Below are 16,770 nucleotides of genomic sequence, written 5' to 3'. Positions count from 1 at the left end.
ATGACACCGCCCCACGAAGAAGAGGCGGGCGGGGCCTTCACCCCGCCCGCCGCGCACGAGCCCGCCGAGGCCGGCGAGTACGAGCCCGCCGCGCCCGTCGCACGGCCCACAAAGCGGGAACGCTGGCGCGCCTGGCGGGGACGCCGACCTTTCTGGGGCGGCCTGCTGGTCACCCTCGGCGGCGGCGAGATCCTCTTGACCGAGAAGGCGGCGCTGCCGGTCATCCTGCACATCGGCATGCAGGGCCTGGCCGGGTATCTGATCCCGCTCATGCTCGTCATCGTCGGGTTGCTGACCCTCTTCAACCCCGCGCAGCGCCTCTTCTACGCCATCGTGGGCGTCCTGCTCACCCTTGGCACCTGGATCACATCCAATCTGGGCGGCTTCTTCATCGGGCTGCTCCTCGGGATCATCGGCAGCTGCATCACCTTCGGCTGGGTGCCCGACCAGGAGCCCCGGCGCCGTGTCCTGCGGAAGTCCAAGTCCCATGAGGAGCAGCCGGTCAGTGCAGAGTCGTGAGCGTCGCGCCGGAGCCGCGGAGCACCGCGCTCAGCTGCGCCCGGGTGCCCTGTGCGGCCCTTACCGCCATGGTGCTGCCCTTGGCGGACGCCTGTAGCCCGTCCGTCGCGCTGATCCGGGTGACATCGGCGCTGCCGGCCGCCACCATGTACCAGTGCCCGGCCGTCGACTTCCACAGCGCGCCCGCCAGCACATGCGGTACGAAACCGCTGCACGCTCCGGTGTCCCCGCTGCTCTGCCCCACCGCAGTGCCCTGCCCCGCCGCGCCCGTCGTCACGCCGGGCGGCATGAACAGCACCAGCGCCCGCCCCTCGCCCCGCCAGGTGTCGGTATGGGTGCACACCCATGTGGCCCTGCCGCCGCTCTCCGGCAGCGCCTGAGTGGCGTACTGCCAGTTGTTGACGCTCCGTACGCCCTCGCCCCGCATCGATCCCAGATGGCACGCGGTGCGCGCCCAGCTCGCCAGCGCCTTCGGCCCGGTGGCCTCCAGCGGAGCGGCGGGCGTGGACAGCGAATACGTCAGATGTGCGGGGACGACATCGCCGAGGTCGCTCAGCAGGAACGCCCGGTGCTCCCCGAGCCCGGACGAGGCCTCGAACCGCAGCACCGGCCATGAAGTGCCGCACGCGCCGGCCGCCGCGTCGGCGCCCGGCATCCGGACCGGGTCGCTCACGCCGTCCGCCGAGCGGTGCAGGGCTTGGCCGGCGCCATCCGGCTTGAGGAGATCGTGGCTGGTGACCGAGCTGACCCAGGGCGCGGTCAGGAAACGGGTGTTGCCGTCCGTGCGGCTCACCACGACCGCCGCCGTGGTGATATCCGCGCCGTCCACCCGGGCGAAGTCCAGTGCCGCCCGGCCCTTGCCGTCACGCGGCTCGGCGTACCGTACGATCCGCAGGCCGTCGTAGAAGACCACCACCGACGCCGAGTCCACATCCGCCGCGTACAACAGCTGCGGTTCCTGTGCGGGCCCCCCCCTCGAGGTCCCCAGGGTCGCCGACACCCGCACCCGGCTGCCCGGCTGCTCCCACACCTTCAACGCCCGGCCCAGCAACTCCTGGTCCCCGGCCCGGCCGCCGCGCGGGGGCCAGGCGGTGAAGTCCATCCGTGAGGTGTCGGTCCACGCGGTGCGGCCCGCCCGGACCAGCTTCCCCGGGGCGAGGTAGCCCTGCGCGTACGCCCCCGGCGACCCCGCGGCGGCATACGGCTCGGGGCTGTCGCCCAGCAGCCCGATCAGCGCGGCGGCGACCGCCACGGCGGCCGCCGCCGCCAGCCCGACCCGTACGTGCTGGCGCCTGCGCAGCAGATCCGTCGGCCTGGCCTGCACCGTGCACGGGTCGGCCCCGTCGAAGGAGGGGCCGGGCGGCGGCCCTTCGGCCGCCGCCTCGTTCACCGCCGAGCGCGGGTCGGCGACCCCGGCCGCCGCCAGCACCCTCCGCACATCCCGGTCGGCCAGCTCCTCCAACTCGCCCAGCGCGTAAGCCGCCCGCGCCGCCGGGGCCAGAGCCGCCAGCGCCCGGTCCAGCGCCGGCTCATCGGTGTCGCCCGCCTCCGGGTGCAGCCGCAGCCCCCACACATACGGCGGCCGCAGCGCGTTCGTCACCGCCGGCACCCGGCCCCGCCAGCCCGCCGCCCGTCCCCGGAACTCCAGCGCCCCGCGCACGACTTCCTGCCGCACCAGCGCGTACGCCGCGTCCGCCGCACCGCGCGGGCCCGGCACCTGCGCCGCCGCCGGGTCCGCCACGCGGCGCCCACGCGGCAGCGCCCGCTGTACCAGAGTGTGCGCCGTGAGCACCCTGCGGTGCCGGCCGAGCGCCGCGGGCAGCGTCAGATACGCCAGCCGCACCAGGTGCGGGTAGTTCTCGACGAGCGCCGCCTCGGCGTCCTCGGCATCGACGGGTGCGGGTGCGCTGTGCGGCGGGCGGGCGGCTGTCGTCGGCTGTGAGTCCACGTTCCGTAGAACGAGTGAATCCGGGGATGGTCACCGAAGGGTCACCCCGCTCGGTGGCCCGAGCGGGCGGGGGATTGTCGTAGCGACCGTCTAACATGGTGTTGTGCGTGGGGGAAGTGTGGATATTGCGAATGAGCGGCTGCGTGCCTTTGTGCGCGCCCACGGGGGAAGGGCCTGGTCGCGTGCCGACCTCGCCGAACTGGACCGGCTGCGCCGGGCGTTCACCCAGGCCGAGCGAGAGGTCCGGCCGGTGACCGGCCCCGGGGCGGATGCCGGCCGGCGGCGCCGGGCAAGACGTTTGGCGGGCCCGTCACCCGGCGGCTGAGGGCAGGAAAGGCTGGTCACGGTTGGTGGCCCCAAGGCCGAGGGCGCCCGTCGTACGAACGACGGGCGCCCTCGGCGTATCAAGCGGGGTGGATCAGACCAGGCCGGCCGACTCCAGGTCGGTGCAGGCGGTATCGACGATGAGGCGGGTCACGACATACGGGTCGACGTTCGCGTTCGGACGCCGGTCCTCGATGTAGCCCTTCTTCTCGACCTCGACCTGCCACGGGATACGGACCGAGGCGCCACGGTTGGAGACGCCGTAGCTGTACTCGTTCCACGGGGCGGTCTCGTGGGCGCCGGTGAGGCGGTCCTCGACGCCGGTGCCGTAGTGCTTGATGTGCTCCAGCGGCTTGTTGCCCTTGCCGAGCGACTCGGCCGCGACGATGATCGCGTCGTAGTCCTCGCGCATCGACTTTGTGGAGAAGTTGGTGTGCGCGCCCGCGCCGTTCCAGTCGCCCTTGGCCGGCTTGGCGTCCAGCGTCGCGGAGACGCCGAAGTCCTCGGCGGTGCGGTAGAGCAGCCAGCGCGCGACCCACAGCTGGTCGGAGACGTCGAGCGGGGAAAGCGGGCCGACCTGGAACTCCCACTGGCCGGGCATGACTTCGGCGTTGATGCCGGAGATGCCGATCCCCGCGGCGAGGCAGTTGTCGAGGTGCTTCTCCACGACATCGCGGCCGAAGATCTCGTCGGCGCCGACGCCGCAGTAGTAGCCGCCCTGCGGGGCCGGGAAGCCGCCCTCGGGGAAGCCGAGCGGACGGCTGCCCTTGAAGAACGTGTACTCCTGCTCGATGCCGAAGAGCGACTCCTGGGCCGCGAACTTCTCGGCTATCGGGCGGAGCAGCGCACGGGTGTTGGACTCGTGCGGGGTGCCGTCGATGTTGAAGACCTCGCACATGACGAGGATGTGGTCGCCGCCGCGGATCGGGTCCGGGTAGCTGGCTACGGGCTTGAGCACGCGGTCCGAGGCGTGTCCTTCGGCCTGGTTGGTGCTGGAACCATCGAAGCCCCAGGTGCCGGGCTCGTCTCCATCGGCCAGGATCTTGGTCTTCGAGCGGAGCTTGGCGGTCGGCTCGGTGCCGTCGATCCAGATGTACTCAGCCTTGTAGGGCACGGGCCTCATCCTTAAAAAACGCGGGCTTTGCGGGTGCGGGGGTTTATGCCGCTGCAGCGTCACAACCTGCGGTTTCCCGGTCATTGCCGCAACGTGAACCATGTGTAAATCCATACTCTTGTCCGAATGATGGACGACTGGGATGCGGCTGGGACGCGGATGGGGAGGCGCCCGGGGACGCGATGGGCGCGCGGGAGGCGTTGGGTAGGCTGAGCGCATGCCGCAAATCACCGTGGACTACTCCGACGCACTGGATGAGGTCTTCGACCGCCGGGGCTTCGCGCTGGCGCTCCACCCCCTCACCGCCAAGATCATCGGGACGACCGTCGAGGCGTGCAAGACGCGCTTCCGCCGGGTCGAGGAGATCGTCATCGCCGATGGCGAGCCGCAGCACGCGGTGCTCCACACCGAGTTCGGGATCCTCGCCGGCCGTACTCCCGAGGTGAAGGCCGAGCTGAGCGAGGCCGTTGTCGCCCTGGCCCGCGAGCACACCGTCGCCGCCGCCCCCGGGCTGACCGTCCATATATCCGTCGATGTCACGGACCTGTCCCCCGCCTACCGCAAGCACGTTGGGCCGTGAGGCCATGAGGTTCGGACTCCTCGGCACCGGCCCCTGGGCCGAATCCACCCACGCGCCCGGACTGAGCGAGCACCCGGACGCCGAATTCACCGGCGTCTGGGGTCGCCGCCCGGAGGCTGCGGCCGCGCTGGCGAAACGATTCGGTACCCGTGCTTACGACGACGTCGACGCACTCCTCGCCGACACGGACGCCATCGCCATCGCGCTCCCCCCGGCCGTCCAGGCCCCCCTCGCCGCGCGTGCCGCCGCTGCCGGCTGCCACCTGCTACTCGACAAGCCGCTGGCGACCACGGGCGAGGACGCCCGCCGTGTCGTCGAAGCCGCCGACCGGGCGGGCGTCGCCTCTGTCGTCTTCTTCACTTCCCGCTTCGACGCCGAAACCGCCGGCTGGATCGACGCTCAGGCCTCCGTCGACGGCTGGTTCACCGCCCGTGCCGACTGGCTCGGTTCCGTCTTCTCCTCCGGCGACAGCCCCTACGCCGCCTCCCCCTGGCGCCGCGAGAAAGGCGCCCTGTGGGATGTCGGCCCGCACGCCCTTTCGGTACTTCTGCCCGTCCTTGGCGACGTGGACCGCGTCACCGCCGCCCGTGGCCCCGGTGACACCGTCCACCTCGTGCTGCGCCATGTGAGCGGCGCCTCAAGTTCGCTGGCGCTCAGTCTCACCGCCCCGCCGCCGGCCGCGGGCGTCGCCGTCGAACTCCGGGGCGCCGCCGGCACCGTTACCTTCCCTCCTCGAGGCGGTGGCTCCCTGGCGGCCTTCGCCCGTGCCATCGACGCCCTCGTCACCTCCGCCGGGACGGGCCGCCCGCATCCCTGCGACGCCCGGTTCGGCCTCGCCGTCACCGAGCTCCTGGAGACCGCAGAGCTGAGCCTGCCGGACTGAGATTTGCCGGACTGAGATTTGCCGGAGGGCCGCCCGCGGGCGGCCCTCCGGCAAATCTCAGTCCGGCGCTCAGCTATTCCGCCGTTGTCGTGGTCCGGACGTCGGCCCGCCCGGACCGCTCGGCAGCGGGCTCGACGGGCTCAGCGCGCCCTTCCGGGCCGGGGACGCTGCCGAAGCGGGCGAGCAGCGGCACCAGGTGCAACCGGGACAGCAGCCAGCGGTCCCACGCGCCGGTCAGGAAGGTGATCGCCGCGCCGCTGACCAGGAGTGAGCCCAGTACGTCGGTCGGGTAGTGCGCGCCGATGTAGAGCCGGGAGAACGCGACCAGCAGGACCACCGCGGCGCCTCCGACCGCCACGGTCCGCTGGTGGCGGGTGCCGCGGGCGAGAAAGTACGCGGCGACGGCCAAGGAGACGGTCAGGGCGACATGGCCGCTGGGAAAGCTGTTGGAACCGGTCTCCGGGGCCAGTGAGTAAACCGCCGGAGGCCGGTTGCGGGCCACGATGATCTTGGCGATCTCCGAGCTGTTCCAGCCGACCGCGATCACCAGGAACGTGGAGACGGCCGTCACCGGCTTGTGGCGTGCGAACAGCAGCCAGCCGCACCACAGCGCGATGATCACCAGTCCGCCGACCGGCGAGAAGATGTCGCTCACCCCGAGCATCAGCGTGTTGAGCCACCCGGTGCGGGTGCTGGTCTGCAGGTCGCGGTCCCAGAGGAGTTCATGCGGCTGGGTGAGGTGTGTGTGCGCGGCGATCAGACCCAGCACGATCGCGAAGGCGAACACCAGGAGGGAATTGCGCAACCAGTGGCGCACGTATGGCATGGGCGACTTCCTTGGTGGTGACATGGCGGTGTCGGCGGAACAGTCGCCGCCCGTCATGCGCGCCCACGACCCGGGGGGTGAAGTGGCCATGCGGCGAACGGCTACGCGGGCAGCGGCCTTCCCGTCAATCTACTACACGTTGTAGGAATGAGCGCCGCAGATCCCGCCCCCGAGGTGTCGGCGCACCGGACCGACGGCGCGTAGGCGCAGGTCCGGCACAGTTGGGCTATTCGTAGGGTTAACGGGCTCAATGGGTCGAACAGGATGTGCATCGTCACCTCTTGGTACGCGAAAGGGCCTCGACCGCAATGACCGCCACCCGCAGAGAAGCAGTAGCCCCAAGCAGCGGCCCAGCGGCCCGGCGGCGTCAGGGGAGGACCGCGACTGCCGTGATCTCGACGAGCTGCCCGGCGTAGCCCAAGGCCGCGGCGTGCAGCGCTTCGGCCAGATTCGTCGGTACCTTCCCGGCCTGTGCGGAGCGGTCGCCCGGCCCGACCAGCCTGCCGTCGGGGTCCAGCGGCACCGCGCCCGCGGTGAACACCAGCTGTTCCCCCGCCTCCACGACGGCGGCGTGTGCTTAGCCCGGCGGCGGGAAGAGGCCGGGGACGGTCAAATGGCTTGCCATCCGGCGATGATGGCCGCCGCGGCCCTGCCGGCGCCATGGATTTCCGCTGCGGACGGGGGCGTGTGTCTCGGATGGGTCCGTTGTCAGTGGTGAATGTCAGGATTTTGTCATGAGTACGTATCTGAGTACCGCCACTCATGCGGTGGCGGTCCGGGCCCGGCAGGCTGGGCGCATGAACGAGATCATGAACGAGGGCTGGAATCCGGCCGGGCGCAGCAGGGGTACCGAGCGGGCGTTGGCCGCAGGGCTGGCGGTGGCCGGGGTGGCGGGTGTGCTGTGGCTGGTGGCGATGGTCTACGTCATAGCCGCCTGGGCGCTGTCCGGCTGACCGGTCACGACTGTTCACGACTCGTGGCCGGCGTGGCGCGGCGGATGCTATTCGCAGTGCTCCGGTAGGTCCGGCCCCGGCTGAGCCGGCCCGACCGGCGGCAGTGCGGACGGCTGGTCGGCCAGATGAGGCTGCGCTCGGGCACAGGATTCGTACCCCGCGACGTCGAACATCGTGTCGGTGTCGGCTGCGGCTCGGGCGAGACTGCCGCAGCAAACCGCCAGCAGCAGTGCGCCCGCGACCAGCGGGAGCCCAAGCCCGCGACGGGGCGGAGGAGGCGCGAGCAGGGCCTGCACCCGGCGTGGCACCGGGCCGCCGGTGGCGGCCAGCACCGCACTCGGGTGGCGCTGCTTGTCGGATGCGGCCAGTGCGGCTCGGGCGACCGCCCGGGCGACGAGCGCGCGGTCGCCGACCGAGGCCGCGGCTTCCTCGTCCGCCCAGCGCTCCAGAACGAAGCCCCCGGCGGTGAAGAGCGGACGCAGCAGCGGGTTCACCGCGGCGGCGAGCTGCCAGCCGATCAGGAACAGATGGTGCCGCCGGTGCAGATGGGAGCGCTCATGGGCCAGCAGGGCCTTCCGCTCGGCGCCGTCCAGAGCGCACAGCATCCCGCGTGTGATCACGATCCTCCCGGGCGCACCGGGCAGCGCGAACGCCTCCAGGCCCTCGTCGTCCAGGACGGCGAGCTCACCGTCCCCCGGCAGCCGCCGGCACTCCCGCCGGGCCTGTAGCAGCGTCCGGACACCCCGGCGGGAGACAACGGCCAGCGCGACGGCGGTCGCGGCCAGCGCCAGTCCGCACGCCACCGACATCACGGACGAGACCGGGTCCTCGGCCTGCAGCGCTTGGGCGGACCACGGCCCGCGCTCGGCGACCTCGGGTATCTGGCCCGCTCCGTTGACCCCGAGCAGCACCAACGCCGCCACCCATGCGACGGACATCACCAGTGCGGCGCAGGTCAGGGCCCAGGCGGCCAGGCGGGGCGGGAGCCGGGGCGCTGCCCGGGGGACCGCCAGCGCCAACACCGCGCTGATCAAGAAGGGGATGTAGATGCTGATCCGCACGGTGTTACCGCTCCTCGTGCTCGCCCAGCAGCCGCTGGAGCAGCCGCTCGTCCTCCGCCGACAGCTCGGAGACAAACCGGGACAGCACCGCCGCGCGGTCCGAACCGTGCTCCAGCAGGGAGCGCATGCGCTCCGCGGTGTGCGCCGCCTCGTCGCGCACCGGTGAGTACGCGAAGCCGCGCCCGGCCCGGTGCCTGGCCAGCGTGCCCTTGTCGAACAGCCGGGACAGGATCGTCAGTACGGTGGTGTACGCGAGGTCTCCGGGCAGCCGCTCCTTGACCTGGGCCGCCGTCGACGGGCCGTCCGCCGCCCACAGCGCCGTCAGCACATCGCTCTCCAGCTTCCCGGGTGCCCGTCTGCGCCCCCCCGGCACCCCGCGGTCCTGCTGGTCCATCACTTCACACGCCTTCCTCGCCACCGAGCCGTGCCTCTGCGCCGTCAGACACCCCAAACTACTCCCGGCGGTCCCTGTTAACTACTACAGGTTGTAGGGTGGCCGCCTCGCATCGCGCCGCATCGTCGAAGGGACCGCCCCATGACCACCGGCCGCCTGGCCCGCACCGCTGTGAAGGCCGGCTGTGTGGTGCTGCCCGCCCTCGCCGCCGTCCACGCCGCCCCGGTCATCTCCACACTCGGGCCGCTGCGCAACCGGATCATGCCCCGCCTCGCGGGCACCGGCCGGCCCGACCATGTGGCCCTGACCTTCGACGACGGACCGGATCCGCTCTCCACGCCCTTCTTCCTTCGGCTGCTGGAGGCCCGCGGTCTCCACGCGACCTTCTTCCTTCTCGGCTCCGCGGCCCGCCGGACGCCCGGCCTTGTCCAGGAGATGGCGGCGGCCGGACACGAGATCGCCATCCACGGCTGGCGGCACCGGCCGCTGCTGCTGCGCGGGCCCCGGGCCACGTACGACGATCTCTCCCGCGCCCGTGACACAGTGGCAGACATCACCGGACGGCCGCCGGTCCTCTTCCGGCCCCCGTACGGAGTGATGACGACCTCCGCGCACCTGTCCGCGCGCTGTCTCGGCCTCACCCCCATGCTGTGGACCTCCTGGGGCGAGGACTGGACCAGCCGTGCCACCCCGGCCTCTGTGCACCGCACTGTCACCTCGGACCTTCGCGGCGGCGGCACCGTCCTGCTCCATGACTCGGACTGCACTTCCGCCCCCGGCTCCTGGCGCTCCACCCTTGGTGCGCTGCCCCTGATCCTGGACAGCTGCGAGGACCGCGGTTGGCACGTCGGTCCGCTCCGTGAGCACACGCCCTCATCCCTGTGACGGCGGCGGCCCCGCCCTCCGCCGGTGACCGGCGGAGGGAGGGGCCGGCCTCACCCGGTGGGGTGTCTCGGTGCGATGGGGGCACTCGTCACTTGGCGCGGTCGGCCCACATCCGGGTACCCCCGTACAGCAGTCCGAGCACGCAGATCGCGGCCCCGACGATGACGTTGTTCAGGACCATCCCGGCGTCGGGATTGCGGGCCACGATCCACGGGGCGACGATCAGCCAGATGCCGATGGCGGACACAGCCACACTCAGGCCGTTGGCCCGCCCCTGTGTCATGGCGAAACCGAACGCGAGGGCGGCGACGGCGAGTCCCATGATCAGGTTGTTGAGCGCGAGGTCCCGGCTGGTGGCCGAGAAATGGACGGTCCAGGGGGAGATGGCGCAGTAGAGGCCGGCCAGAAGCACCATCCCGTCAGCGGCCACGGCACCCCCTTCGCCGGCCATCTGGGCGTACCGGTCGCGCATTTCCGCGACGTCAGGGTGGTCCCGGATGTCACTTGTGGTGTGGTGAGAGACGTCGGCCATGCGACTCGCCTCCTTTGTCGTGTGCAAGTCTGACCGCACCATCATTGTGCGCTTCGGGGGGCTTTGCTGGTAGATCTCCACTTATGTAAATCTTATGGGTGACGTGCTGTAGTTGTTCCGTTACCCAGTGAATCCGGCGGCGGCGGCCCAAGCGGTGAGTTCGGACTGTGCGGCCGCGCGCACAGACGCTGAGGGGGCGGTGGGGGTGTTGGCGACGAGGGCGTAGTGCAGGACGCCGGAGTCGGGTGCGGTGAGCAGGAGGCGGCGCGTTGCGGAGCCACCGGGCTCGGCGGCTACGGCGAGGGGGGTGGTGGCGGAGCTGGCTGTGCCGGAATAGGCAGGAGGCCCGGTGAGCGTGCCGAGGTCGGAGACGACGGTGGTGGCGGAGGTGGCGAAGGAGGCGGGGAGATGCAGCTCGGTGGGGGCGGTGGTGCCGTTGGAGCGCCAGACGACCAGGCCGTACTGCCCGGTGCCGACCAGTGCCGAGACATTGGGGAGGGTGCTGGGGACGGGGTTCCAGGTGAGGGTCGTGGAGCCGTCGCGGGAGCGGTCCTCGTAGGTGAAGGCGAGGGTGCGGCCGGCGACCGCGCTGGGGTAGAGGCGGTCGAGCAGCCGGGCGTCCTGGCGGAGTACGGCGGTGCCGGAGCTGTCAAGGGCCACGGAGGACAGGTCCTCGTCGTTCCAGGCATCACCCGAGGTGAGCACCTTGGAGGCGTTGCCGTTCATCAGCTCGTTGTGACGGCCGCTGTAAATGTCCCACTGCCACTGGGTGCCGGAGAGCACCTGGCCGGAGCTGGCGGCCTGGCTCCACCAGTTGGCGCCGGACACCCGGGAGTCCAGCGCCTGGTACATCGCCTTGAGGACGGTGGGGGCCTTGCCGGACACGGTGCCGCTGAGCGGATGGCCGTACTCGCTCACGATCGCGGCGGTCGAGTCGGCGGTGCCGCGGTCGCGGATGGTGGCGAAGTCGGTGGAGTACTGGCCGTCGGCCGCGTTGCCCAGCATCAGGATGCCGGAGATCGCCTTCTGGTCGTAGTAGTGGGTGTTGAAGACATAGCGCGAGCCGAGGGCGCCGGTATCGAGCAGCCCGCCCACCTGCTTCTGGCTGTCGATGTTGGCGTTCCAGAACATGTTGGGCTCGATGAAGGCCGGCTTGTCCTGCCATCCGGCGGTGTCCATCCGGGCCCGGAACTTCTGGTAGAAGGGCCAGAGGATGTTCTGCTCCCAGGTGCGGCTGGTCTCACCGGAGTCGTATTTCCCGGCGTACGGCTCGTTGTACGGGTCGAAGCCGACGATGGCCGCGAACTGGGCGGTGGTGAGGTGCTGGGCGAGATAGGCCATGGTCGTCTGGGCGGTGGTCAGGAAGGCGTCCTGGATTCCGGCGGTGTTGTGCCAGAAGTCGTAGGAGGCGTCCTCGACTGCCGCGTTCTGGGTGATGTTCTGGCCCCAGAAGAGACAGATGCCGCAGTACTCCTGGGGGTAGCCGCCCGCGTCCACGACCCACTTCGGAGCGCCGTCGCCGGTGTACCAGCTGCCTGAGTTGAAGAGGTAGCGGGAGAACAGGTCCTGGTGGAAGTCGGGGAAGACCCGGATCCCGGCGTCGAGGAAGGCCTTGATCTGGTCGGTGGCCGCGGCCAGGTAGGTGGTGTCGACCTGGCCGCGTACGGGCTCGGCATGCGCCCAGGAGAGCAGGAAGCGCACACTGTTGCCCCCGCCGAGGGCGCGGAGTGCGGTCGCGGACTTCTTGGCGTCGGCGGTGGTGGCGAACGGCAGGCCGCTGTTCTCCTCCAGCTTGGTCTCGCCGGAGACGTTGAAGCCGCGCAAAACCACCTCGCGGCCGCGCCCGTCGATGAAGCGGGTGCCCTGGACGGACACTTGGGCCGACGTACTCCCGTCGAACCAGAGGGAGTCCGGCAGGTCGCCGGTGGCCGCCGTGGCAGCGGGAGTGCCACTGCCCAGGACGACCGCCGCGACGAGCGCGAGCACGGTTCCGATCAGGCCCATTCGCTGTCTCGACATGTCCATTACAATCGGGGCTCGCGGAAGCGGCGTCAAGGGGATGTTACTCAGGAGTCAGGAGCCGCCCGGCCGCTTCCTGTGCACCCCGGTACGAAGCGGTGGGGGCGGTGCGAGACCATGTCTACGTTCTCCGGCTCAGCCCAGTCCGGCCCGGAGTCGGGTATGCCGGACGGGACGGTAGTCTGGCTGCCGCCCCTACAATGCGTAGGGTTTGAAGCTGTCAGTCACGCCACGTATTCCGCAGAGATGGGTTTCATGAGCGCGATCAGTATCACCCAAGCCGCTGTGCTCGGAGTCGTGGAGGGGGTGACGGAATTCCTTCCGGTCTCTTCCACCGGCCACCTCAAGATCACCGAGGGGCTGATGAACATCCCGGTGGACGACAAGGCCGTCGTCGCCTTCACCGCGGTGATCCAGGTCGGCGCCATCGCAGCCGTCCTCCTGTACTTCTTCAAGGACATCGTGCGGATCGTCTCCGCGTGGGTACGCGGGATCACCAACCGCGAGGAGCGGTACCACCACGACTACAAGTTCGCCTGGTGGGTCATCTACGCCACCATCCCGATCGTGATCGTCGGCCTCGCCGCCAAGCCGCTCATCGACGGCCCGCTCGCCTCACTGTGGGTGGTCGGCGCTTCGCTGATCGTCGGCAGTGGCTTCATGTGGGCGGCCGACCAGATGGGCCGGCACAAGCGCGGCGAGGACGACGTCACACTCAAGGACTCCATGATCGTCGGCTGCTCGCAGATCCTCGCCCTGCTCTTCCCGGGCTTCTCCCGCTCCGGCGCGACGATGTCCACCGCTCTGATCCGCGATCTGGACCGGCTCGCCGCCACCCGGCTCTCCTTCTTCCTCGGCATCCCGGCGCTGACCGGCGCGGGCCTGTACGAGCTGAAGGACGCGGTCGGTGCCGGAGTGGACACCACGCCGCTCATCGTCGGCACAGCGGTGTCCTTCGTGGTCGCCTACGCGTCGATCGCCTGGCTGCTGAAGTTCATCGCCAAGCACTCCTTCAACGCGTTCGTGATCTACCGCATCATCATCGGCCTGGTCCTCTTCGGCCTGCTCGGCACGAATGTGCTCACCGCCTGACGGCTGCCCCCGGCCCCAGAGCCTGTACGGCGGATCCTTTCCGGGTCCGCCAGGATCCGCCGTACAGGGCCCCGTGCCAGTCGTCCCGTCAGTCCGTTAGCGGGTTGCCTTTTCGAACGCCGTGACCTTGGCGTTGACGTAGGTGAGCAGGTCGGTGTCCTCCTTCGTCAGCACGGCCCCGTCCGTCGCCCTGCCGGTCGACCACTGCGCGTTGGAGAAGACCACCGTGCGGGCCGTCATCAACCGGTTCAAGACCCCGACGGCACCGTTGTGCACCTTCGGCAGCCCGGAACCGGCCGACGGGTCGAGGGAGACCACCGAATAGGTCACCGGGTCCGTGGACGCGCTGCCGAAGACCATCGCCGCATCCTCCGCCCTGACGAAACTGAGCACACTGACCGTGACCTGCGACTGGCGGTCCGCGTCCGTGTAGAGCGCGGCCGACAGCCGCAGGCAGCCCTTGCCCTGCTTGATGACCGCCGCCAGCTCCCGTGACACCCCGTGCCCGCAGTCGGAGGCCGTGGTGGTGTCCACGCGCCGGTACACCGCGCCGTTGGCCAGCCGCACCGTGGCATCGGGGAACGCCTTCTGCCCGTTGACCACCGGCCGGGCGGCGTCCGCCCCGGCCGTGGCCGCCCCGGAAGCGACCCGCTTTCTCAGCTCCGCCGCCGCGCTGTGGGTGACGAAGAAGTACGTGACCACGGACCCGGCCGTCAGCACCACCGCTGCGGCGACCACCCCCAGCCGTTTGCTCCACTTCGCCAAGGCGTGACCCCGCAGGGCCTTCTTCTCGGCACCGGCCAGCTCCTGGTCTACCCACTCGTCCCAGTCCGGGGGAGTGGACGACGTGTCATCCTCGGGCGTCATTCCGCGGACGTTACCAGTTCGTCACCTGCCGGGTCCCGGGTCGGCGACGATATGAGAAATACCCGCGGCCGGGCCGTACCGATACCGGTCCGTCCCCCTGTCCCCGTGTCCCCGCCGTATCCCGGCGCCGGGTGTCAGCCGCCCCGTACCGACACGACGGGCTCGTGGCGCACCGGGAAATTCACCGAGCCGGCGATGAAGCAGACGCGGTGGGCGTCCCCGTGCAGCGCGAGGGCCTTGTCGGTCATGCCCTGCTCGGCGACCTCCACCTCGGGGCGCAGCACGACCTCGGTGAAGTGGCCGCCGCCGTCGGCCGTCTCGGCCATGGTGCCGTGGGCGCGGTCGGTGTAGCCGGTGACGACCACGCCGTTCATGGAGCACAGGGACAGGTAGGAGAGCATGTGGCACTGGGAGAGCGACACCACCAGCAGCTGTTCGGGGTTCCAGCGGGACGGGTCACCACGGAAGCCGGGGTCGGCGCTGCCGAGGATGGGCGGCGGACCGGCGGCTGACACCTCATGGGCGCGGTCGTAGGCGCGGTAGGTGCTGGTCCCGGTGCCGAGGTCGCCGGTCCAGGTGACCTCGGTGTCATAGGCGTGGAGCTTCTCGGGCACGGGCGGTTGCTCCTTATTCTGGGTCAGGTACCACTGCGCTGCGCCGGCTGCGCCGGAGCCGGGCGGCCGCGGACCTCGATGCTGTCCAGGAGGCGGCGGGTGGCCTCCGCGACCGCGTCCACCGCCTCGTCGAAGGCGTCGCGGTTGTGGGCGGCGGGCGCCCGGAATCCGGAGACCTTGCGGACGTACTGCAAGGCCGCTGCCGTGATGTCGTCGTCGGTCGCCTCGGGAGTGGCGGGCGGCCGGAGGGTCTTGATACTGCGGCACATGCCCCCAGTGTGACGGATGGACGGCGCTGACGGTGGGGACGGCCGGTCAGAGATCCTCGGCCGTGCAGTGCTTGAGCAGCGCGGCGGTGTCGTCGTCGACGACGCGGTAGCGCACCACGCGGCCGTCCTTCTCGCCCTCGACGACTCCGGCGGCGCGCAGCAGGCGCAGCGCCTGGGAGACGGCGGTGTCCTTCATACCGGTAGCGACCGCGAGGTCGGAGACGGCGATGGGCCCGGCCCGGTGGAGGGCGAGCAGCAGGGCGAGCCGGCCGGGGTCGGCGAGCAGGGAGAAGCGGTCGGCCCAGGCGCGTACATGACCGGGATCGCCGATGGCGGCGATGGCGTCGCAGACCCGGTGTCCGTCGATGGTGCGGTGGCCGGCGCGCTCGGCGGGGACGAGATGCATGGGCCAATCCTCGCAGGCCGGGCGGGGTGATCTTGGATACCTGCGTAGATGTGCAGTCTTGCAGGCATGGGGCGGCGCCCCCTAAGGTTGGGTCGCCGTGGTGTTCGGGAAGCCGGTGCGGAACCGGAGCGGCCCTCGCCACTGTGATCGGGGCCCAGACGATTTGTCGGGCGGGCCCGCCCCGTAACGCCACTGGCCGCGAAGAGCGGTCGGGAAGGCAGGGGTGGGCGCGAGCGAAAGCGAACCCGTAAGCCAGGAGACCGGCCACGGCATCTCACGAAGTGATCCACGAGGTGCTGGAGCGTGACCGCATGACCCTGCCCACCCGGCTTCCCCTGCCAGCCCGGCCCGCCGCCACTGACTTCCGATGGCGGCGCGAGGACACCATCCGTACCGCCGGGCTGCTGGCGGTGATCGTCGCCCTGCATGTCGTCGCGTTCGGCATCCTGTTCCTGCTTGTCGTGCCGGAGAGGTACAAGGTCGGCTCCGAGGCATTCGGCATAGGGCTCGGTGTGACGGCGTACACGCTCGGCATGCGGCACGCCTTCGACGCCGACCACATCGCCGCCATCGACAACACCACCCGCAAACTGATGGCCGACGGCAAGCGGCCGGTGTCGGTGGGCTTCTGGTTCGCGCTCGGCCACTCCAGCGTCGTGGTGGTCATGGCGGCACTGATCGCCGGGGGCACCCGGCTCGCCGGGCGGCTGATGAACGACGGCTCCGAGACCCACCAGGTGCTCGGCGTCATCCAGACCATCGTCTCCGGATCTTTCCTCTATCTGATCGCCGCGCTCAACCTCGTCGCGCTCCTCGGCATCCTGCGGGTGTTCAAGGCGATGCGGGCCGGGCGGTACGACGAGAGTGAGCTGGAGGCGCACCTGGACTCCCGCGGCTTCATGAACCGCGTCCTCGGCCGCTTCACCAAAGCCATCACCCGTCCCTGGCAGATGTATCCGCTCGGCCTCCTCTTCGGGCTCGGCTTCGACACCGCCACCGAGGTCACGCTGATGGTGATGGCCGGCAGCGGCGCCGCCGCCGGGCTGCCCTGGTACGCGATCCTGTGCCTGCCGCTGCTGTTCGCCGCCGGCATGAGCCTCTTCGACACGCTCGACGGCACCTTCATGAACTTCGCGTACCAGTGGGCGTTCTCCAACCCGGTCCGCAAGGTCTACTACAACCTCACCATCACCGGCCTGTCGATCGCGGTCGCCTTCCTCATCGGCACCATCGAGCTGGTCAGCGTCCTGCACGACAAGCTTGACCTCAAGGACGGGCTCACCGGCTGGATCTCCGGCCTGAATCTGGACAACGTCGGTTTCGTCATCGTCGGGATCTTCGTGGCCGTCTGGGCCGCCGCCCTCGCGTACTGGCGGTTCGCCAAGGTCGAGGAGCGCTGGGCCCTCCGGGCCGGCCAGGCCCCGGAAGGCGCCGGGTAGGCTGCTGCCCTGTCTCTGACCCACCCCTGACCTGCGAGGAGTCCC

20 protein-coding genes and 1 riboswitch are annotated in these 16,770 nt (G+C 70.5%); of the genes, 8 read left to right on the top strand and 12 right to left on the bottom strand.

Going from position 1 to position 16,770, the window contains the following annotated elements:
- Positions 1–519, top strand: a complete 519-nt coding sequence (locus FCI23_RS18460) for a DUF6114 domain-containing protein (protein ID WP_246143815.1) — start codon at positions 1–3, stop codon at positions 517–519.
- Here FCI23_RS18460 and FCI23_RS18455 read toward each other — a convergent pair.
- Entirely contained in the window at positions 503–2,467 is a 1,965-nt protein-coding gene (locus FCI23_RS18455) for a hypothetical protein (RefSeq protein WP_136725000.1), read from the bottom strand. The two genes, FCI23_RS18460 and FCI23_RS18455, sit on opposite strands and share 17 nt — an antisense overlap.
- Positions 2,468–2,585: 118 nt before the next feature.
- Between FCI23_RS18455 and FCI23_RS18450 the strand changes: the two genes are divergently transcribed.
- Positions 2,586–2,792 (top strand): hypothetical protein, encoded by a 207-nt coding sequence (locus FCI23_RS18450; protein ID WP_136724999.1) that lies wholly within the window; start codon positions 2,586–2,588, stop codon positions 2,790–2,792.
- 93 nt (positions 2,793–2,885) lie between these two features.
- On the opposite strand, the gene glnII is transcribed toward FCI23_RS18450, so the two are convergent.
- Positions 2,886–3,905 (bottom strand): glutamine synthetase, encoded by a 1,020-nt coding sequence (glnII, locus tag FCI23_RS18445; RefSeq protein WP_136724998.1) that lies wholly within the window; start codon positions 3,903–3,905, stop codon positions 2,886–2,888.
- 217 nt (positions 3,906–4,122) lie between these two features.
- Between glnII and FCI23_RS18440 the strand changes: the two genes are divergently transcribed.
- Positions 4,123–4,485 carry a 5-carboxymethyl-2-hydroxymuconate Delta-isomerase gene (locus FCI23_RS18440; RefSeq protein WP_136724997.1) on the top strand — a complete coding sequence of 121 codons (363 nt, stop codon included), beginning with the start codon at positions 4,123–4,125 and terminating at the stop codon, positions 4,483–4,485.
- A gap of 4 nt (positions 4,486–4,489) precedes the next feature.
- Positions 4,490–5,368 carry a Gfo/Idh/MocA family protein gene (locus tag FCI23_RS18435; RefSeq protein WP_136724996.1) on the top strand — a complete coding sequence of 293 codons (879 nt, stop codon included), beginning with the start codon at positions 4,490–4,492 and terminating at the stop codon, positions 5,366–5,368.
- A gap of 73 nt (positions 5,369–5,441) precedes the next feature.
- Here FCI23_RS18435 and FCI23_RS18430 read toward each other — a convergent pair whose 3' ends face one another.
- Both FCI23_RS18430 and FCI23_RS18425 read right to left on the bottom strand, forming a co-directional pair.
- The gene (locus tag FCI23_RS18430) at positions 5,442–6,194 is read right to left on the bottom strand and encodes a phosphatase PAP2 family protein (protein ID WP_136724995.1); all 753 of its coding nucleotides are present in this window, start codon (positions 6,192–6,194) and stop codon (positions 5,442–5,444) included.
- A 367-nt stretch (positions 6,195–6,561) separates the two neighbouring features.
- Positions 6,562–6,756, bottom strand: coding sequence for a hypothetical protein (locus FCI23_RS18425; RefSeq protein WP_322973859.1), 195 nt, complete (start codon positions 6,754–6,756; stop codon positions 6,562–6,564).
- Positions 6,757–6,928: 172 nt separating this feature from the next.
- On the opposite strand from FCI23_RS18425, the gene mmpA reads away from it, so the two are divergent.
- Positions 6,929–7,147, top strand: coding sequence for a morphogenic membrane protein MmpA (mmpA, locus tag FCI23_RS18420; protein ID WP_136724994.1), 219 nt, complete (start codon positions 6,929–6,931; stop codon positions 7,145–7,147).
- Positions 7,148–7,194: 47 nt separating this feature from the next.
- On the opposite strand, the gene FCI23_RS18415 is transcribed toward mmpA, so the two are convergent.
- On the bottom strand, positions 7,195–8,208 hold the full coding sequence (locus FCI23_RS18415; protein WP_136724993.1) for a M56 family metallopeptidase: 1,014 nt from the start codon (positions 8,206–8,208) through the stop codon (positions 7,195–7,197).
- Between the two features lie 4 nt (positions 8,209–8,212).
- Positions 8,213–8,602 carry a BlaI/MecI/CopY family transcriptional regulator gene (locus tag FCI23_RS18410; RefSeq protein ID WP_136724992.1) on the bottom strand — a complete coding sequence of 130 codons (390 nt, stop codon included), beginning with the start codon at positions 8,600–8,602 and terminating at the stop codon, positions 8,213–8,215.
- A 141-nt stretch (positions 8,603–8,743) separates the two neighbouring features.
- Between FCI23_RS18410 and FCI23_RS18405 the strand changes: the two genes are divergently transcribed.
- Positions 8,744–9,487 (top strand): polysaccharide deacetylase family protein, encoded by a 744-nt coding sequence (locus FCI23_RS18405; RefSeq protein ID WP_136724991.1) that lies wholly within the window; start codon positions 8,744–8,746, stop codon positions 9,485–9,487.
- Between the two features lie 88 nt (positions 9,488–9,575).
- Here FCI23_RS18405 and FCI23_RS18400 read toward each other — a convergent pair whose 3' ends face one another.
- On the bottom strand, positions 9,576–10,019 hold the full coding sequence (locus FCI23_RS18400) for an SPW repeat protein (RefSeq protein ID WP_136724990.1): 444 nt from the start codon (positions 10,017–10,019) through the stop codon (positions 9,576–9,578).
- Between the two features lie 120 nt (positions 10,020–10,139).
- Positions 10,140–12,044 (bottom strand): cellulase family glycosylhydrolase, encoded by a 1,905-nt coding sequence (locus FCI23_RS18395; RefSeq protein ID WP_136724989.1) that lies wholly within the window; start codon positions 12,042–12,044, stop codon positions 10,140–10,142.
- Positions 12,045–12,293: 249 nt separating this feature from the next.
- Between FCI23_RS18395 and FCI23_RS18390 the strand changes: the two genes are divergently transcribed.
- On the top strand, positions 12,294–13,130 hold the full coding sequence (locus FCI23_RS18390) for an undecaprenyl-diphosphate phosphatase (RefSeq protein ID WP_136724988.1): 837 nt from the start codon (positions 12,294–12,296) through the stop codon (positions 13,128–13,130).
- A gap of 96 nt (positions 13,131–13,226) precedes the next feature.
- Here the strand turns inward: FCI23_RS18390 and FCI23_RS18385 are convergent, their stop codons facing one another.
- From FCI23_RS18385 to FCI23_RS18370, 4 genes are all read right to left on the bottom strand, one after another.
- The gene (locus FCI23_RS18385) at positions 13,227–13,997 is read right to left on the bottom strand and encodes a hypothetical protein (RefSeq protein ID WP_136724987.1); all 771 of its coding nucleotides are present in this window, start codon (positions 13,995–13,997) and stop codon (positions 13,227–13,229) included.
- A gap of 134 nt (positions 13,998–14,131) precedes the next feature.
- A complete protein-coding gene (locus FCI23_RS18380; RefSeq protein ID WP_136724986.1) occupies positions 14,132–14,611 on the bottom strand; it encodes an OsmC family protein in 480 nt (159 codons plus the stop codon).
- 23 nt (positions 14,612–14,634) lie between these two features.
- Positions 14,635–14,880: a DUF2277 domain-containing protein gene (locus FCI23_RS18375; RefSeq protein ID WP_136724985.1), complete on the bottom strand. Its 246-nt coding sequence runs from the start codon at positions 14,878–14,880 to the stop codon at positions 14,635–14,637.
- Between the two features lie 46 nt (positions 14,881–14,926).
- On the bottom strand, positions 14,927–15,286 hold the full coding sequence (locus tag FCI23_RS18370) for an ArsR/SmtB family transcription factor (protein ID WP_136724984.1): 360 nt from the start codon (positions 15,284–15,286) through the stop codon (positions 14,927–14,929).
- 81 nt (positions 15,287–15,367) lie between these two features.
- A riboswitch (cobalamin riboswitch) is annotated at positions 15,368–15,569 on the top strand.
- A gap of 28 nt (positions 15,570–15,597) precedes the next feature.
- On the opposite strand from FCI23_RS18370, the gene nicT reads away from it, so the two are divergent.
- On the top strand, positions 15,598–16,725 hold the full coding sequence (nicT, locus tag FCI23_RS18365; RefSeq protein ID WP_136724983.1) for a Nickel transporter NicT: 1,128 nt from the start codon (positions 15,598–15,600) through the stop codon (positions 16,723–16,725).
- Positions 16,726–16,770: the final 45 nt, after the last annotated feature.

This window comes from Actinacidiphila oryziradicis (genome assembly GCF_005047355.1).
Lineage (GTDB): Bacteria > Actinomycetota > Actinomycetes > Streptomycetales > Streptomycetaceae > Actinacidiphila > Actinacidiphila oryziradicis.
The sequence above is the reverse complement of the archived record's forward strand: the minus strand, read 5'-3'. Positions and strand labels throughout refer to the sequence as shown.

Coding starts and splice junctions, on each gene's coding strand:
- FCI23_RS18375 (WP_136724985.1), bottom strand. CDS start 14,880: ATGTGCCGCAGTATCAAGACCCTCCGGCCGCCCGCCACTCCCGAGGCG.
- FCI23_RS18410 (WP_136724992.1), bottom strand. CDS start 8,602: ATGGACCAGCAGGACCGCGGGGTGCCGGGGGGGCGCAGACGGGCACCC.
- FCI23_RS18430 (WP_136724995.1), bottom strand. CDS start 6,194: ATGCCATACGTGCGCCACTGGTTGCGCAATTCCCTCCTGGTGTTCGCC.
- mmpA (WP_136724994.1), top strand. CDS start 6,929: ATGAGTACGTATCTGAGTACCGCCACTCATGCGGTGGCGGTCCGGGCC.
- FCI23_RS18435 (WP_136724996.1), top strand. CDS start 4,490: ATGAGGTTCGGACTCCTCGGCACCGGCCCCTGGGCCGAATCCACCCAC.
- FCI23_RS18405 (WP_136724991.1), top strand. CDS start 8,744: ATGACCACCGGCCGCCTGGCCCGCACCGCTGTGAAGGCCGGCTGTGTG.
- nicT (WP_136724983.1), top strand. CDS start 15,598: ATGACCCTGCCCACCCGGCTTCCCCTGCCAGCCCGGCCCGCCGCCACT.
- FCI23_RS18395 (WP_136724989.1), bottom strand. CDS start 12,044: ATGGACATGTCGAGACAGCGAATGGGCCTGATCGGAACCGTGCTCGCG.
- FCI23_RS18440 (WP_136724997.1), top strand. CDS start 4,123: ATGCCGCAAATCACCGTGGACTACTCCGACGCACTGGATGAGGTCTTC.
- FCI23_RS18390 (WP_136724988.1), top strand. CDS start 12,294: ATGAGCGCGATCAGTATCACCCAAGCCGCTGTGCTCGGAGTCGTGGAG.
- FCI23_RS18370 (WP_136724984.1), bottom strand. CDS start 15,286: ATGCATCTCGTCCCCGCCGAGCGCGCCGGCCACCGCACCATCGACGGA.
- FCI23_RS18460 (WP_246143815.1), top strand. CDS start 1: ATGACACCGCCCCACGAAGAAGAGGCGGGCGGGGCCTTCACCCCGCCC.
- FCI23_RS18385 (WP_136724987.1), bottom strand. CDS start 13,997: ATGACGCCCGAGGATGACACGTCGTCCACTCCCCCGGACTGGGACGAG.
- FCI23_RS18400 (WP_136724990.1), bottom strand. CDS start 10,019: ATGGCCGACGTCTCTCACCACACCACAAGTGACATCCGGGACCACCCT.